The organism is Pseudomonas sp. FP2309, assembly GCF_030687575.1.
Lineage (GTDB): Bacteria > Pseudomonadota > Gammaproteobacteria > Pseudomonadales > Pseudomonadaceae > Aquipseudomonas.
This window is the reverse complement of sequence record NZ_CP117439.1, coordinates 4,621,165-4,637,947: the sequence shown is the minus strand read 5'-3', so window position 1 is coordinate 4,637,947 and position 16,783 is coordinate 4,621,165. Positions and strand designations below refer to the sequence as shown.

At 57.4% G+C, this 16,783-nt stretch carries 10 protein-coding genes, 2 tRNA genes and 2 rRNA genes; 7 read left to right on the top strand and 7 right to left on the bottom strand.

The genetic code is table 11. From position 1 onward, the window contains the following. Positions 1-110 precede the first annotated feature (110 nt). Positions 111-1,361 carry an aspartate aminotransferase family protein gene (locus tag PSH59_RS21335; RefSeq protein WP_248083692.1) on the bottom strand — a complete coding sequence of 417 codons (1,251 nt, stop codon included), beginning with the start codon at positions 1,359-1,361 and terminating at the stop codon, positions 111-113. Between the two features lie 222 nt (positions 1,362-1,583). Between PSH59_RS21335 and PSH59_RS21330 the strand changes: the two genes are divergently transcribed. After that, entirely contained in the window at positions 1,584-2,600 is a 1,017-nt protein-coding gene (locus PSH59_RS21330) for an amino acid ABC transporter substrate-binding protein (RefSeq protein ID WP_248083693.1), read from the top strand. Positions 2,601-2,612: 12 nt separating this feature from the next. Here the strand turns inward: PSH59_RS21330 and PSH59_RS21325 are convergent, their stop codons facing one another. The 5 genes from PSH59_RS21325 to PSH59_RS21305 all read right to left on the bottom strand — a co-directional run bounded on the left by PSH59_RS21325 (position 2,613) and on the right by PSH59_RS21305 (position 9,265). Beyond that, on the bottom strand, positions 2,613-3,626 hold the full coding sequence (locus PSH59_RS21325; protein ID WP_305393604.1) for a sensor domain-containing diguanylate cyclase: 1,014 nt from the start codon (positions 3,624-3,626) through the stop codon (positions 2,613-2,615). 125 nt (positions 3,627-3,751) lie between these two features. Next, positions 3,752-5,644 carry an alkaline phosphatase D family protein gene (locus PSH59_RS21320; RefSeq protein ID WP_305393603.1) on the bottom strand — a complete coding sequence of 631 codons (1,893 nt, stop codon included), beginning with the start codon at positions 5,642-5,644 and terminating at the stop codon, positions 3,752-3,754. Positions 5,645-5,844: 200 nt separating this feature from the next. Further along, the gene (locus PSH59_RS21315; RefSeq protein WP_305393602.1) at positions 5,845-8,088 is read right to left on the bottom strand and encodes an ATP-binding protein; all 2,244 of its coding nucleotides are present in this window, start codon (positions 8,086-8,088) and stop codon (positions 5,845-5,847) included. After that, the gene (locus tag PSH59_RS21310) at positions 8,085-8,699 is read right to left on the bottom strand and encodes a biliverdin-producing heme oxygenase (RefSeq protein ID WP_248083697.1); all 615 of its coding nucleotides are present in this window, start codon (positions 8,697-8,699) and stop codon (positions 8,085-8,087) included. Before PSH59_RS21310 ends, PSH59_RS21315 begins: the two co-directional genes overlap by 4 nt. A 194-nt stretch (positions 8,700-8,893) precedes the next feature. Further along, on the bottom strand, positions 8,894-9,265 hold the full coding sequence (locus tag PSH59_RS21305; protein WP_248083698.1) for a response regulator: 372 nt from the start codon (positions 9,263-9,265) through the stop codon (positions 8,894-8,896). 211 nt (positions 9,266-9,476) lie between these two features. Between PSH59_RS21305 and PSH59_RS21300 the strand changes: the two genes are divergently transcribed. Next, positions 9,477-9,851 carry a cytochrome c family protein gene (locus PSH59_RS21300; RefSeq protein ID WP_305393601.1) on the top strand — a complete coding sequence of 125 codons (375 nt, stop codon included), beginning with the start codon at positions 9,477-9,479 and terminating at the stop codon, positions 9,849-9,851. A gap of 77 nt (positions 9,852-9,928) precedes the next feature. Beyond that, entirely contained in the window at positions 9,929-10,483 is a 555-nt protein-coding gene (locus PSH59_RS21295; protein WP_305393600.1) for a hypothetical protein, read from the top strand. A 407-nt stretch (positions 10,484-10,890) separates the two neighbouring features. Here PSH59_RS21295 and PSH59_RS21290 read toward each other — a convergent pair whose 3' ends face one another. Beyond that, positions 10,891-11,220 (bottom strand): hypothetical protein, encoded by a 330-nt coding sequence (locus PSH59_RS21290; protein ID WP_305393599.1) that lies wholly within the window; start codon positions 11,218-11,220, stop codon positions 10,891-10,893. A 598-nt stretch (positions 11,221-11,818) separates the two neighbouring features. On the opposite strand from PSH59_RS21290, the gene PSH59_RS21285 reads away from it, so the two are divergent. The 4 genes from PSH59_RS21285 to PSH59_RS21270 all read left to right on the top strand — a co-directional run bounded on the left by PSH59_RS21285 (position 11,819) and on the right by PSH59_RS21270 (position 16,745). Next, positions 11,819-13,355: ribosomal RNA gene (locus PSH59_RS21285) — 16S ribosomal RNA — on the top strand. Positions 13,356-13,437: 82 nt separating this feature from the next. Beyond that, positions 13,438-13,514, top strand: a tRNA-Ile gene (locus tag PSH59_RS21280). Between the two features lie 30 nt (positions 13,515-13,544). Next, positions 13,545-13,620, top strand: a tRNA-Ala gene (locus PSH59_RS21275). A 234-nt stretch (positions 13,621-13,854) separates the two neighbouring features. Next, positions 13,855-16,745 (top strand): 23S ribosomal RNA (locus PSH59_RS21270). The 16S and 23S rRNA genes sit together here with 2 tRNA genes alongside, the layout of an rRNA operon. Positions 16,746-16,783: the final 38 nt, after the last annotated feature.

Sequence of the window (16,783 nt, the reverse complement as noted above, 5' to 3'; positions counted from 1 at the left end):
ACGGAGAGACAAAAAAGCGTCGCGCATTTTCAGTGGGCAGGGGGATCAGGTCAAGGCAGCACAATGCCCTTATCCGGGCGCAAAGGCTGCCGTCCGGCAGATACGTGCGGTTAAACCAAACGCTTGAGACATGCCTCAAGAATATCCAACCCTTCCTCCAGTACCCCCGGCTCAATGGTCAACGGCGCCAGCAGGCGGATGATATGCCGCGACTTGCCGCTGGGCATCAGCAGCAAGCCCGCGTCCCGTGCCAGGCTCAGCAACTGCGTCAGTTTCTGCGGCGCGGGCGTGCCGTCGGCATTGATCAGCTCGATGCCGCGCATGGCACCCACCCCGGTCAGCCGGCCCAGGCAGGGCGATGGCGGCTGCGCGCGCCAGGCTTGGTAGCGACTGACGATTGCTTCTGCATGCTGCGCTCCCCACGCCTGCAGATGCTCATCGGTCATTACATCGAGGGTGGCCAGCGCGGCGGCGCAAGCGATGGGGTTGCCCGAATAGGTGCCGCCCAGTCCGCCTTTGGGCAAGTTGTCCATCAGCGCTTTGCGCCCGACCACCGCGCCCAGCGGCACGCCGCCAGCGATGCTTTTGCCGAGCAGGATCAGGTCCGGCTCGATGCCCAGGCGCGAGAACGCGAAGCGCTGGCCGGTGCGGCCGAAGCCTGATTGGATCTCGTCGGCGATCAGAGGGATGTTTTTCTCATCGCAGAACCGCCGCAGGGCCCTGGCGAACTCGATATCCAGGGCCAGAAACCCCGCCTCGCCCTGCACGGGTTCGACGATGAAACAGGCGACATCGTCAATGTCTATTTCCACGCTGAACAGACGATCCATGGCCTTAAGCGCCTCGGCGCACGTCACGCCGTTATCGGCACTCGGGTAGGGCAGGTGATACACCGGGCCTGGCAGTACGCCGACCTTTTGCTTGTAGGGCGCCACCTTGCCATTGAGGTTGAGCGTGGCCAGGGTGCGGCCGTGGAACGCGCCATCGAAGGCGATCACTGCGGTGCGGCCCGTGGCGCCGCGCACGATCTTCAAGGCGTTTTCGGCCGCTTCCGCGCCGCTGTTGGTGAGCATGCCGCTGACCGGGTAGCCCACGGGGATAAACGCGGTGAGGCGCTCCATCAATTCGACATAGGGCGTGTGCGGCGCAGCGTTGAAGGCGTAGTGGGTGAGTTTGGTCGCCTGCTCACGAATCGCCGCCACCACGGCCGGATGGCAATGCCCGAGGTTGAGCACGCCGATGCCGCCGACAAAGTCGATGTAGCGTTTACCCGAGGTGTCCCACACTTCGGCGTTCCTGCCATGGCTGAGGCTGATGGGGTGGACGATGGAAATCGACTGGCTGATGCTTTCGCGGCTCATGAATCCTGGACTCGGCAGTGGCGGGCGTCTTTTTATCTAAGCTGCGTGGCAGGCCCTGCCGCAAACGAAATAAAATCGCCGGGTCATTCCAAATCGGAAGGAGCTGTTGCCAAAAGGTCGTTTGTGGCGGCGCGCCAAACCCGTCAATACTCCCCGGCATCCTCAAAAAACGGCGCGGTCTGTGAGGCGCCGACTAATAAAGATCGACAGGGAGTACGTCGCATGAACAACCTAAAAACCTTAGTGGCTGCCGTAGTCCTCGGCCTGGCCGGTACCGCGCAGGCGGGCACGACCCTCGACGCGATTCAGAAAAAAGGCTTCATCCAGTGCGGCGTCAGCGACGGTTTGCCAGGCTTTGGCGTGCCCGACAGCCAAGGCAAGATGACCGGTATCGATGTGGATGTGTGCCATGCCGTGGCCGCCGCTGTGTTCGGTGATGCCTCCAAAGTGAAGTTCACTCAGTTGACCGCCAAGGAGCGCTTCACCGCCCTGCAGTCCGGCGAGATCGACTTGATCTCGCGTAATACCACCTGGACCAGCTCCCGCGATTCGGGCATGGGCCTGGTGTTCACCGGTGTCACTTACTACGACGGCATCGGCTTTCTGGTGAACAACAAGCTCGGCGTCACGGCCGCCAACCAATTAAGCGGAGCCACGGTGTGTATCCAGGCCGGCACCACCACTGAGCTCAATGTGTCCGACTACTTCCGCACCCACGGCATGAAGTACACGCCCATCACGTTCGATACCGCCGACGAAAGCGCCAAGGGCCTGGAGGCCGGCCGCTGCGATGTACTGACCACCGACCAGTCGGGCCTGTATGCCCAGCGCATCAAGATGGCCCATCCGGATGAGTTCGTGGTGTTGCCGGAAGTGATTTCCAAGGAGCCCCTTGGCCCCCTGGTGCGCAAGGGCGACGATGAGTGGTTCAGCATCGTCAAATGGACCCTGTTCGCCATGCTCAACGCCGAGGAAATGGGGATTACCTCGCAGAACGTCGAAGAGCAGGCCAAAACCACCAGGAATCCGGACGTGGCGCGGCTGCTCGGTGCTGATGGCGAGTACGGCAAGGACCTGAAACTGCGCAAGGATTGGGTGGTGCAGATCGTCAAGCAAGTGGGCAACTACGGCGAAGTGTTCGAGCGCAACATCGGTCAGGGCAGTGTGTTGAAGATCAAACGCGGCCTTAACGCCCTCTGGAACAACGGCGGCATCCAGTACGCGCCGCCGGTACGCTGATACCGGGCAGCCCTACGCCGAGGCGCCGTCTTTGCCGGCGGCCTTGGCGCGGTATAACGCCTGATCGGCGCGCGCCATCAGAGCGGCCGGCGACTCTCCCATAGCGCGCTCGGCCACGCCCAGGCTCAGGGTGATGTTCGCGTCGCCCTGCACGGGCAGGGTCCTCATCCTGGCGCAGATGTTCTCGGCCATTGCCTTGGCGGTGTCCAGCGAGCTTTCGGGCAGCAGCACCATGAATTCATCGCCACCCCAGCGGGCGAGCAGGTCAGTTGGGCGAATGCAGCTCTCCAGGCATTCCACCACCCGCAGCAGGGTCTGGTCGCCGATGGCGTGACCGTAGCGGTCATTGATCGGTTTGAAGTCATCGATATCCATTGCGATCAGCGCCAGCGGGCGTCGGAACCGTTCGGCACGGGCGCACTCTTCCAGCAGCGCTTTCTCCAGGCGGTAGCGGTTGGCGATTGAGGTCAGCGCGTCCCGCTCGGCCAAGGTACGGTTCTCATCCACTTGCAACTGCAATTGCTGATTGACCCGTGACAGCTCGCGCGTGCGCTCGGCCACCAGCGCTTCAAGGGATTGATTGCGGCGCTCCAACTGCTCGACGGAGCATTTGTGTCGATGGATATCGCGGTGAGCACCCACCATCCGCGCCACGGAGCCGTCGGCATTGCGCGCAATCACGTAGCCGCGGTCTTCGATCCACAGGTAGCTGCCATCTTTTTTCCGGCAACGGTATTCGGTCTGGTAGTAAGGCGCGCGACGGTTGATGTAGTCATCGAACAGCGTCATCACCTGGGGATAGTCCTGCGGGTGGATGAGGTTTTCCCAGGTAAATACGCTGTTCGCCAGGGAGTGCCGAGGGTGGCCGAGCATTTCATACCAGCCTGGGTTGCGGTAGACGAAACCGGTATTGGCGTTCCAGTCCCAGATACCGTCGCTGACCAACTCCAGCACGGTGTGCAACATGTCGGCGTTAAGGTGGGAGCTGTCATGGTCTTGCGGGTTGTTGCCGGAAGTATCGTCCATCTGCGCATTCCTTGGCTGAGCAGGCCTGCAGGGCCTGCCAATGTTGACGCCGATACTCCATGGCTGGCGCTACTGTACAACGCGGCCAGGGCGCTTTAAACAGGTGAGAGGGGCGTGGCAATTGGCTACTGTTTGGGCGCCAGCATGCGCGTTCGCGCCTTCCCGTTGGCGTTGTGCTGGTAAATCGCCTCGGGCTGGCCCTGCTCGTTGAAGAACACCTGGCCAATGCCCGCCGAGTTCCACAAGCGTTCGCCGGCCTCTGCATGCTCGGGAATGTGCGGCACCACCTGCATGGTGCGGCGCCGGGTGAACCAGTTAAGCGGCGAGCGCGGCGAGTAGAGCCAGCGGTTGAGGCGGTCGAACCATTCCAGCAGGCGCGGTGGGAATTCATTCTTGATGCCGCTGCTGGTGATCTGCCAGATCCGGGGGCCGGCGTTGCGATGGCGGATCAGCACTTCATAGACGAACGAGTAGTGCACGTCGCCCGATAGGATCACGTAGTTACCCGGCGTGCGCGAGTGACGGAAGATATTGAGGATCACCTGAGCGGCGCCGCGATGGGCCATCCAGTTTTCCGCGTCCACCAGCAAGGGGTGGCCGCACCAACTGAAGACTTTCTGTACGGTCTCGATCAGCTTTACGCCAAAGATCGGTGCAGGCGAAACGATGATCGCCGAGGGGTGATCGAGCAGTTCCTGTTGCAGTTCGCTCAGGGCTTCCCAGTCCAGCAGGCCGGAGGGTTGCTTGAGGGTGGACTCACTGCGCCAGCGTCGGGTGCGAGTGTCGAGCACCACCAGCGCCGGGGTGGTGGGCAGTACGTAATGCCATTTCTGGAATTTCAACAGACTGTCGACCAGGTCGTCTTGTGCGGCGGCGTCCAGATGGCTTTTGCGCGCCTGGGTGGTCAGCGCCTGGATTTGGCTCACCAGCGTGGCGAAGGCATCCGGATTGTTGCCCCAACCCTGGCACAGCAGGTACGCGAGCAGCGCATTGCCGATGATGCGTTTGGAGAACGGATGGCCGTAGGCGGTTTCCTCCCACTGGGCGCTGAGGTTCCAGTCATCGGTGATGTCGTGATCGTCAAAGATCATCAAGGTCGACAGATGGGCAAACACCCGCGCGACACCGGGCAGGCCAGCGCGGAATTTTTCCACCTGCGCCTGCTCGCGGGCATAGCGCGCGGCTTCATCGGTGTTCAGATGCGGTGGCTGGAGGGTGATCAGCGTCCAGGGCGTGGGCGACCATACCAGCAGGTACATCGCCATGACTTCGGCGAAGGTCACCAAATGGTTGTCGGCGGTGCTGCTGGTGAAGATCGGTTTTTTCACGCCACCAAAAAAGCGCTCGCGCAGGGTCTTGTTGCTGTCCAGTGCCGGGAGCAAGTCCGCTCGATGGTAATAACTGGCGGCGTGCCCGTAGAGGCTGGCGCTGTCATCAATCACCGCACCTTCCAGGTATTCGTCGAACAGACCCAGGCGCGCGATCAACCCATGGATCGCCCGCAGCATCGGCCCGGCGACATCATCGGCGTAGACCTGATCACCGCTCATCATCAGTAAGGCAGGGCGTTCGGCAAGGGTGTGCGGCTCGGCCAGCAGGCGATCAACGCAGAGCAGGCCTTCATCAGCGCAGTGGTGCGGTTTGCGGCACGAGCCGTGGACCAGTTGGTGGATACGACTGTGCAGTACGAAATTCGGGTATTCGGCGTTGGGATACAACAGGTGCGGTGCCCACTGCGCCATGCCGCAGCCGTTTATCAGGAGGTCGTAGTCGACGATTACATCCTGCGGCAGCGCCTCGCCCAGCGGCACATCAATCAAGTGGATAAATGCCTGGCGCCCTACGGGCACGATGCGGCATTGGTCCGGATTAAGGCGGATCTCCAGGCCCTGTGCCGGCAGGTGCAGCGTCAGCGCCAATTCCCGTGTACCCACCAGCCACATGACCAGGCGCCGAGGTTCGAGACGCCGCAGCAGCGGACCGGCCAATACGGCGGACAGTGTGTCGGGATGTGGCATGCAGGCCTAGACCTCCTGGCTGGATAGAACCGGCAAGCGTAGCGCACTGAATGTCAGTGTTTTGTTAAGGCAGCAGGGGGTTGCGGCACGCGGGGGCTGCGCATCGACGAGTTCATTGGGGCGGCGCCGCCGCCCAACGCGGGTAAACCCGCTCGCCACATTATTCCATCGCCACACACGCCTGCCTGGCTCGGGGCTGATCAGGTATGCGAGTCCTCAACCACCTTCGGCACCGTAAACCGAAACTCACTGCCACGTCCCACTTCACTCTCCGCGACAATTCTGCCGCCATGGGCCTGGACGATGCCTTGGGTGATGTACAGCCCCAAGCCGCTGCCCGTTGGGTTGTTTTCGGTCTGGGTCCAATAGCGATCGAACACATAAGGTAATTGTTCCGGCGCAATGCCTTCCCCGGAATCGCGTACCGAGAACACGATCTCTTTGCCGTTGCTCATGGCGCTGATGCCAATATTGCCCTGGCGCGGGGTGAACTTGATGGCGTTGCCGATCAGGTTCGACAGCACCTGAAACAGTCGCTCCGGGTCGCCGTTGATCTGCAAGCCAGGTTCGGCGTTGAACGACAGGTCGATGCCTTTTTCCATCGCCAGTGGCGAGAGCAGCGAGTACGCCTCTTCGAACATTTGCCCCACATCCAGCGCTACCGGTTTGACCACATAGCGCCCGGCCTCGATTTTCGAGGTGTCGAGCAGGTCTTCCAACAACACGTTCATGCGCCCGGCGGCTTGCTGCATGGTGTCGATAGCCGAGGAAATCCGTCGTGACGTGTGTGGGCCGTCGGAACTGAAGGCCTTTTGCATCATGCCGCACAACATCGAGATGACGGTCATCGGGTTGCGTAAATCGTGGGACACCACCGCCACCAACTCGTCCCGCGCCCGCACAGCCTGTTGCTCGCGCAGTACCTGACGGGCCAGGTCGTTTTCCAGGGCGGAGCGACGCAGGTCATTGGCGGCGAACAGGTCGCCATGGCTCCACTTGGTGGAGATGCCGGCCATTTCAACTTTCCAGATTTCAAACGAGGTGCGTGGGCGAAGACGCAGCCCTGCGTCGCAGGTTTCCAGATTCAGCGGCTTGTTCGGGTCGCCGCTCCAATTGATGTTCTCTTTGACTTCCGGGCGGAACCACAGCACGCCGTTATCAACAGGTTTGGGCAGGCTCATGGCCAAGACCCCACTGGCCACTTGCTGGAATTCGGCGGCCGGGGGGTACACCGACGCCAGGTTATGGCTGGAAAACACGGGCCCGCCACTCGCCTGCAACCACTGGTGCAGCGCGCGGATCTGCGCCGGTTCCGGGCAGTTGCCGTAGCGGTGCAGTTGTTTGTCCTCGATGATCGCCACGCCGCCGGACAGGGTCAGGTCCATCAGCAATTGGCCACATCGGGCCAGGCCATCGAACACGTTGTGTTCCGAAGCCTTCATCGTTTGGTCCAACTGTGCCAAGGCTTCGACTTTTTCTTCGCGCTGACGGCTCAGGTCCAACGCTTCCATGGCACTGATCTGGAGCGACAGCACCTGGCCGATGGTCTGGCAGGCGGTGCGCAACTCGTTGGGCACCAGCAGCGGCTCGCGGTTGCCGCAACTGATCAAGCCCCAGAGTTTGTCGCCCTTCATCAGCGAGATGCTCATGGACGACAACACGCCCATGTTCTGCATGTACTGACAATGAATCGGCGACACGCTGCGCAGGGTGGAGAAGCTCAGGTCCAGCGGCTCGCCGGTGTCGGGGCGCAGCTTGGGCACCAGCGGCACCGGCTCGTAGGCAGCGTTGGGAATAATGCGTAGCCAGTTGATGCGATACAACTCGCGGGCCTGCTCGGGGATGTCGGACGCGGGGAAGAACAGCCCATTGAACAGCTCCATGGACGGCGACGACGCTTCGGCGATCACCTGGCCGTGGCCTTCGTCCTCGAAGCGGTAGATCAGCACGCGGTCGTAACCGGTCATGGCCTGGATTTCATTCACGCTGATTTCGTACAGCGCTTGCAGGGTTTTCGCTGCCTGCAAACGTCGCAGCATCTTGCTCAGCCCGCTAGTGGGACCTTTCACGATCCGCGGCTGGAAGTCCTCCAGCAAGGGCTCGAACTCCAACACCCACACGCCCTGATGGCGATGTAACAGGCCGTCGAACGTGGTGTCGTTAAAGGTTACATGCAGTGATGGTGCGTCGATGAAATTATTGCACTCGACCAGGCGTTGCACGGCCACAGCGGCGTCGGTGCCCAGCAGCGTGTGCAGCGGCTCGCCCAGCAGCGCCTCGGGGGCTTGGTTGAACAGGTCGGCGACGTTGGCACTGACCTGAATGATCCGTAGGTCTGGATCGGACAGGGTCAGCAACACTCCGTGGGGCTGTATTGCCCCTGGAAAGCGAATAGGCTCGTCGGCGCAGTTGGCAAGCAGCTCTTCGAATTCGTCGGTTTTCATAGCAGTACCTCCTGGCTGTCGAGCCATTGCTCAAAGCAGCGGAATGTCGAACGGGCCGCGTCCACCGCGCGCTGCTTGGCAGCTGCGTCCAGCGGCTGGTGACCCAGGTAATCGAGAAAATCGTTCCAGCGTCGACCGGTCTCGGCACCGTACACATTGAGAAACCCAGCGCCGTTATCGGCGTCCAGGGCCAGACGCGTGACCATTTCTCGACGCAGCACTTTGCCCCCCAGGGTCGCGCCTTCCAGCACATACAGGGTGCCGAGGCAGGCGGCGGGGGTGTCGAGGCACGGCAGGTCGGTCGCGCGAGGCAGAGCGTTGATAGCGTCCTCACTCAAACCCAGTGCGTGAAGATCGCGCAACAGTGTTGGCGTTTTCACACGTTGTACTTGGTCGAATCCAGCGGGAATCAACGCTGCGTCACGCAACGCGGCTTCCATCGGCTGATAGAAGCCGTAGTACGCCTGGAGTAGGTGTCGGTACCAGTGCGCATCCAGGCGCTCGCAGAAAAACGGCAGGCGTTTTTCCAGGTCTACATGCAGGCGCGCAGTGCCCGTGCGCAACGCTTCCAGCAATGATGGCGCACCAACGTCATGGGCCTGTGAATGCATTCAATAAGCTCGAACTGTGGGCCTGCCGGCCATGAGTGACGCGTAGAAATGGGCGACGATTCTACACAGCTCATGGCCATTTGCTGAACGCACAAGGCGAAAAGCCTGACCAGCGGATCAGAAAAGTCGCTCGCTGTTCACTAATGACCGCAATGTCTGGCTTGAAGTTCGGTTTAAGTGATATCGCGAAGCTATCAATGCATGGGCGAAGTCAGTGCCGTCTGTACACATTCCAAGAGATGCTCGGTGCTCCACGGCTTGGGCAAAAAACGCACTCGGCTGCCCAATTGCGAAGCCATGGCCTTATTTCCCGAGGTTAGCAACACTGGCACGGTGGGCCAACGATGGGCTACCACCCGGCTCAAGTCATAGCCGTTCAACAGGCCAGGCATCTGGATATCGCTAACGATCAGGTCCACCTGTTCATCATCGCGCTCCAGGAAAATCATCCCTTCATCCGCCGAAGGAAATGACGTGACGTGGGCACCAAATTCCTCCAGTACGTCCACCATTAACGAACGAATGATCTCGTCGTCTTCCAGCACTAAAATCGATGGCTGAGCCATGATCCTTACTCCACCATCGGGGTTCAGTAAGATGGAGTGGGATGTGGCCGTTTAGGTTCGATTGGATAAACGTTAAACGATGGGTGGTCAATTCAGAGGCTCTAGGGTGCGTCTTTGCCGACTAGCGCAGCCTGGGCCGAAGCGGTATCTGGATGGGCATCCGCACCTGATAAAACGGCATAATCGCCGCACCAGCCGATGTGGAGTCACCATGAAGTACGTCCTGTTCATCCTCGCCCTGATCCTCAACACCCAGGCCACCTTCGCGGCCGGCGATGCCGAGGCGGGCGGCAAGCTCTTCACCAAGACCTGCGGCGGCTGCCATAGCGTGGGCGAGGGCGCTCGCGGTGGGTTTGGCCCGCAACTCAACCGTATTATCGGAAGGCCTGCCGGCACCACTTCCGACTATCAATACTCCGATGCGATGAAAAACTCCGGCGTGGTCTGGACCCGCGACAAACTTGCCGCCTATATAGAAGCTCCGAAAAAAGTGGTGAGCGGTACGCGGATGATTTTCTGGGGGATCAGTGACCGGGAGAAAATTGACAACATCCTGGCGTACCTTGAGACCTTTCAGTCCAAGTAGCTGTTTTGCCTCTTGGGTATTTTGTTTAAACACCGGCCCCTGTCATCCCTGACTTTTTACGATAAGGACATCCACAAATGAAGCGAATCGCACTGCTCTCACTCGTGCTGGCCCTTTGCGCCTGCCAATCCAACCAACGCGACTCATCCCCCAGCCTGCTCAAGGATGGCATCCAGCTGCGCCAGAAAAGCGTAACCGTCGACGCTGAGCACGCCAAAGTCATCATGAAAGCCAGCGGAGGCACCAACCCCGTCGAATTCGCCATCCGCCGCGAAGGCGACCCCGATCCACGCCTGGAAACCCTCGGCACCGTGATGGATACCGGCGAAGGCAAAGTCTTCAATTGGATCGCCAAGCTCAACCAGACCGTGGCCAGTGCTGGGTTCAAGCGTTTCCCGCAGTTGGAGATCCAGGCGGATCCCGCCAGGAAGCTGACTGTGTCCAGCACGGCCGGGAGCCAGGGCAACGGGGTTTATTACCGTTGCGGTCCATTGATGAGTACGTTCAGCCCGCAGAAGGGCAAGGTGTATTTGGTGGAGTTTCAGTTCAAGGACGAGCGCTGTGGGCAGGAGGTGTATGACGTGACACAGGCGGGGCAGCGAGTGTTGGTGGAAGGGGTTACGAAGGGTTGAGGGGCTGAGCCTACACCGAACCCGTTAACGGTGTGGTGGTCGCGTTCATGCGATGCAACGCCGTCAGAACAGTGGCTTCAGGAGATTCAGGCGGCTTTGGCTTCGCTGAAACCCATATCCCACGGATGGGCAGAAGAAACGGGACAGCGGCGTGGATTCAAAGCTTTGTCGTTGATGACTGTGCATTGAGCGGCGGGCTGAAAGCGTGTTCTTTTCGGTTTTGGTGTTTCGTTCGGATCTGTATGCGGCAATGGCTGCCGTGGTGTGTGCCATGGGCGGGCGGTGTTGACGGAGCACTAAGGGGGCGCATCGTGGGTTCATTGCATCAAGACTCCGCCTTGGATTGCTCATGAGATGGCGGCCACGCACCTTGGTAATGAAAAGAAATCTGGTAATCGTACAGTCAATTATTGGATGGCTTTAAGGTAGTGCTTGAGCGCTTCGAGCGGTGGGTTCAGTTCCTGCAGCGTAGCGGCTTGTTGCGCCTCATCTGCCAACCGCTCCAACTCTCGCCCCAACACCGTACTCGCGCCACCCACGACCCCCAGCGCCTGCGCCACACATTCATCGATCTTCAGCAGAACTCCCGACAAGTCCCCTTGCCGTACGAGCAACCCAAACACCTCCCGCTCATATCCGTCCATCACCGGGTCGTCTCTCAACACCGGGCTGCCGCCGTCCTCCTCGTGCACGAGTTTAAGGGCGAAAAGCGCAACAGCTTCCAGCGTTAATTCCATGGGGACGGTTCCTCTGGGGTGGGGGGGCGATGATTACTGTTCTGTGTGTGAAAAAAAAGACCCTGATGGCGAACGGCCTGGCCCTGACCTCCTGATGATCGGCCTGAATACGCGGCCTTTGCTGAGTGATTGAAGCTCTCAAGGAGTTGCACGACGTCCGATTACGTGCCCGACTTTCATCGCGGGCGTTATCCGCCTGCTGTCCATGTAATAGAGACAGGCTCGTTTTCTTTATAAAAGAACAAAGAATTTCAGTCTTGGGGTTGACCCGGAAATTCAATGCTGTAGTATTCGCCTCCCGCTGAAGAGAGATCTGAAGCGCAAGTGGTTGAAGTTGTTGGAGAAATCTTCGAAAGCTTCTGAAAATAATCACTTGACAGCAAATGAGGCTGCTGTAGAATGCGCGCCTCGGTTGAGACGAAAGCTCTTAACCAACCGCTCTTTAACAACTGAATCAAGCAATTCGTGTGGGTGCTTGTGGAGTCAGACTGATAGTCAACAAGATTATCAGCATCACAAGTTACTCCGCGAGAAATCAAAGATGTAACCAACGATTGCTGAGCCAAGTTTAGGGTTTCTTAAAAACCCAAAGATGTTTGAACTGAAGAGTTTGATCATGGCTCAGATTGAACGCTGGCGGCAGGCCTAACACATGCAAGTCGAGCGGTAGAGAGAAGCTTGCTTCTCTTGAGAGCGGCGGACGGGTGAGTAATGCCTAGGAATCTGCCTGGTAGTGGGGGATAACGTTCGGAAACGGACGCTAATACCGCATACGTCCTACGGGAGAAAGCAGGGGACCTTCGGGCCTTGCGCTATCAGATGAGCCTAGGTCGGATTAGCTAGTTGGTGAGGTAATGGCTCACCAAGGCGACGATCCGTAACTGGTCTGAGAGGATGATCAGTCACACTGGAACTGAGACACGGTCCAGACTCCTACGGGAGGCAGCAGTGGGGAATATTGGACAATGGGCGAAAGCCTGATCCAGCCATGCCGCGTGTGTGAAGAAGGTCTTCGGATTGTAAAGCACTTTAAGTTGGGAGGAAGGGCAGTTACCTAATACGTGATTGTTTTGACGTTACCGACAGAATAAGCACCGGCTAACTCTGTGCCAGCAGCCGCGGTAATACAGAGGGTGCAAGCGTTAATCGGAATTACTGGGCGTAAAGCGCGCGTAGGTGGTTTGTTAAGTTGGATGTGAAATCCCCGGGCTCAACCTGGGAACTGCATTCAAAACTGACTGACTAGAGTGTGGTAGAGGGTGGTGGAATTTCCTGTGTAGCGGTGAAATGCGTAGATATAGGAAGGAACACCAGTGGCGAAGGCGACCACCTGGACCAACACTGACACTGAGGTGCGAAAGCGTGGGGAGCAAACAGGATTAGATACCCTGGTAGTCCACGCCGTAAACGATGTCAACTAGCCGTTGGGAGCCTTGAGCTCTTAGTGGCGCAGCTAACGCATTAAGTTGACCGCCTGGGGAGTACGGCCGCAAGGTTAAAACTCAAATGAATTGACGGGGGCCCGCACAAGCGGTGGAGCATGTGGTTTAATTCGAAGCAACGCGAAGAACCTTACCAGGCCTTGACATCCAATGAACTTTCTAGAGATAGATTGGTGCCTTCGGGAACATTGAGACAGGTGCTGCATGGCTGTCGTCAGCTCGTGTCGTGAGATGTTGGGTTAAGTCCCGTAACGAGCGCAACCCTTGTCCTTAGTTACCAGCACGTAATGGTGGGCACTCTAAGGAGACTGCCGGTGACAAACCGGAGGAAGGTGGGGATGACGTCAAGTCATCATGGCCCTTACGGCCTGGGCTACACACGTGCTACAATGGTCGGTACAGAGGGTTGCCAAGCCGCGAGGTGGAGCTAATCCCACAAAACCGATCGTAGTCCGGATCGCAGTCTGCAACTCGACTGCGTGAAGTCGGAATCGCTAGTAATCGCGAATCAGAATGTCGCGGTGAATACGTTCCCGGGCCTTGTACACACCGCCCGTCACACCATGGGAGTGGGTTGCACCAGAAGTAGCTAGTCTAACCTTCGGGAGGACGGTTACCACGGTGTGATTCATGACTGGGGTGAAGTCGTAACAAGGTAGCCGTAGGGGAACCTGCGGCTGGATCACCTCCTTAATCGACGACATCAGCTGCTCCATAAGTTCCCACACGAATTGCTTGATTCATTGAAGAAGACGATAAGAAGCAGCCCGAAATTGGGTCTGTAGCTCAGTTGGTTAGAGCGCACCCCTGATAAGGGTGAGGTCGGCAGTTCGAATCTGCCCAGACCCACCAATTTTGTGTGGGAAACGCCTGTAGAAATATGGGGCCATAGCTCAGCTGGGAGAGCGCCTGCCTTGCACGCAGGAGGTCAACGGTTCGATCCCGTTTGGCTCCACCACTACTGCTTCTGACGTACGAAAGCTTAGAAATGAGCATTCCATTGTGATGATGGTGAATGTTGATTTCTAGTCTTTGACTAGATCGTTCTTTAAAAATTTGGGTATGTGATAGAAAGATAGACTGAACGTTACTTTCACTGGTAACGGATCAGGCTAAGGTAAAATTTGTGATTCATTACAAATTTTCGGCGAATGTTGTCTTCACAGTATAACCAGATTGCTTGGGGTTATATGGTCAAGTGAAGAAGCGCATACGGTGGATGCCTTGGCAGTCAGAGGCGATGAAAGACGTGGTAGCCTGCGAAAAGCTTCGGGGAGTCGGCAAACAGACTTTGATCCGGAGATGTCTGAATGGGGGAACCCAGCCATCATAAGATGGTTATCTTGTACTGAATACATAGGTGCAAGAGGCGAACCAGGGGAACTGAAACATCTAAGTACCCTGAGGAAAAGAAATCAACCGAGATTCCCTTAGTAGTGGCGAGCGAACGGGGACTAGCCCTTAAGTGGCTTTGAGATTAGCGGAACGCTCTGGAAAGTGCGGCCATAGTGGGTGATAGCCCTGTACGCGAAAATCTCTTAGTCATGAAATCGAGTAGGACGGAGCACGAGAAACTTTGTCTGAATATGGGGGGACCATCCTCCAAGGCTAAATACTACTGACTGACCGATAGTGAACTAGTACCGTGAGGGAAAGGCGAAAAGAACCCCGGAGAGGGGAGTGAAATAGATCCTGAAACCGTATGCGTACAAGCAGTGGGAGCCCACTTTGTTGGGTGACTGCGTACCTTTTGTATAATGGGTCAGCGACTTATTTTCAGTGGCGAGCTTAACCGAATAGGGGAGGCGTAGCGAAAGCGAGTCTTAATAGGGCGTCTAGTCGCTGGGAATAGACCCGAAACCGGGCGATCTATCCATGGGCAGGTTGAAGGTTGGGTAACACTAACTGGAGGACCGAACCGACTACCGTTGAAAAGTTAGCGGATGACCTGTGGATCGGAGTGAAAGGCTAATCAAGCTCGGAGATAGCTGGTTCTCCTCGAAAGCTATTTAGGTAGCGCCTCATGTATCACTGTAGGGGGTAGAGCACTGTTTCGGCTAGGGGGTCATCCCGACTTACCAAACCGATGCAAACTCCGAATACCTACAAGTGCCGAGCATGGGAGACACACGGCGGGTGCTAACGTCCGTCGTGAAAAGGGAAACAACCCAGACCGTCAGCTAAGGTCCCAAAGTTATGGTTAAGTGGGAAACGATGTGGGAAGGCTTAGACAGCTAGGAGGTTGGCTTAGAAGCAGCCACCCTTTAAAGAAAGCGTAATAGCTCACTAGTCGAGTCGGCCTGCGCGGAAGATGTAACGGGGCTAAACCATACACCGAAGCTACGGGTATCACGTAAGTGATGCGGTAGAGGAGCGTTCTGTAAGCCTGTGAAGGTGAGTTGAGAAGCTTGCTGGAGGTATCAGAAGTGCGAATGCTGACATGAGTAACGACAATGGGTGTGAAAAACACCCACGCCGAAAGACCAAGGTTTCCTGCGCAACGTTAATCGACGCAGGGTTAGTCGGTCCCTAAGGCGAGGCTGAAAAGCGTAGTCGATGGAAAACAGGTTAATATTCCTGTACTTCTGGTTATTGCGATGGAGGGACGGAGAAGGCTAGGCCAGCTTGGCGTTGGTTGTCCAAGTTTAAGGTGGTAGGCTGGAATCTTAGGTAAATCCGGGATTCTAAGGCCGAGAGCTGATGACGAGTTAACTTTTAGTTAACGAAGTGGTTGATGCCATGCTTCCAAGAAAAGCTTCTAAGCTTCAGGTAACCAGGAACCGTACCCCAAACCGACACAGGTGGTTGGGTAGAGAATACCAAGGCGCTTGAGAGAACTCGGGTGAAGGAACTAGGCAAAATGGCACCGTAACTTCGGGAGAAGGTGCGCCGGTGAGGGTGAAGGACTTGCTCCGTAAGCTCATGCCGGTCGAAGATACCAGGCCGCTGCGACTGTTTATTAAAAACACAGCACTCTGCAAACACGAAAGTGGACGTATAGGGTGTGACGCCTGCCCGGTGCCGGAAGGTTAATTGATGGGGTTAGCTAACGCGAAGCTCTTGATCGAAGCCCCGGTAAACGGCGGCCGTAACTATAACGGTCCTAAGGTAGCGAAATTCCTTGTCGGGTAAGTTCCGACCTGCACGAATGGCGTAACGATGGCGGCGCTGTCTCCACCCGAGACTCAGTGAAATTGAAATCGCTGTGAAGATGCAGTGTATCCGCGGCTAGACGGAAAGACCCCGTGAACCTTTACTATAGCTTTGCACTGGACTTTGAATTTGCTTGTGTAGGATAGGTGGGAGGCTTTGAAGCGTGGACGCCAGTTCGCGTGGAGCCAACCTTGAAATACCACCCTGGCAACTTTGAGGTTCTAACTCAGGTCCGTTATCCGGATCGAGGACAGTGTATGGTGGGTAGTTTGACTGGGGCGGTCTCCTCCTAAAGAGTAACGGAGGAGTACGAAGGTGCGCTCAGACCGGTCGGAAATCGGTCGTAGAGTATAAAGGCAAAAGCGCGCTTGACTGCGAGACAGACACGTCGAGCAGGTACGAAAGTAGGTCTTAGTGATCCGGTGGTTCTGTATGGAAGGGCCATCGCTCAACGGATAAAAGGTACTCCGGGGATAACAGGCTGATACCGCCCAAGAGTTCATATCGACGGCGGTGTTTGGCACCTCGATGTCGGCTCATCACATCCTGGGGCTGAAGCCGGTCCCAAGGGTATGGCTGTTCGCCATTTAAAGTGGTACGCGAGCTGGGTTTAGAACGTCGTGAGACAGTTCGGTCCCTATCTGCCGTGGACGTTTGAGATTTGAGAGGGGCTGCTCCTAGTACGAGAGGACCGGAGTGGACGAACCTCTGGTGTTCCGGTTGTCACGCCAGTGGCATTGCCGGGTAGCTATGTTCGGAATAGATAACCGCTGAAAGCATCTAAGCGGGAAACTAGCCTCAAGATGAGATCTCACTGGAACCTTGAGTTCCCTGAAGGGCCGTCGAAGACTACGACGTTGATAGGTTGGGTGTGTAAGCGCTGTGAGGCGTTGAGCTAACCAATACTAATTGCCCGTGAGGCTTGACCATATAACACCCAAGCAATTTGAGAACCTGAAAGGGCATCA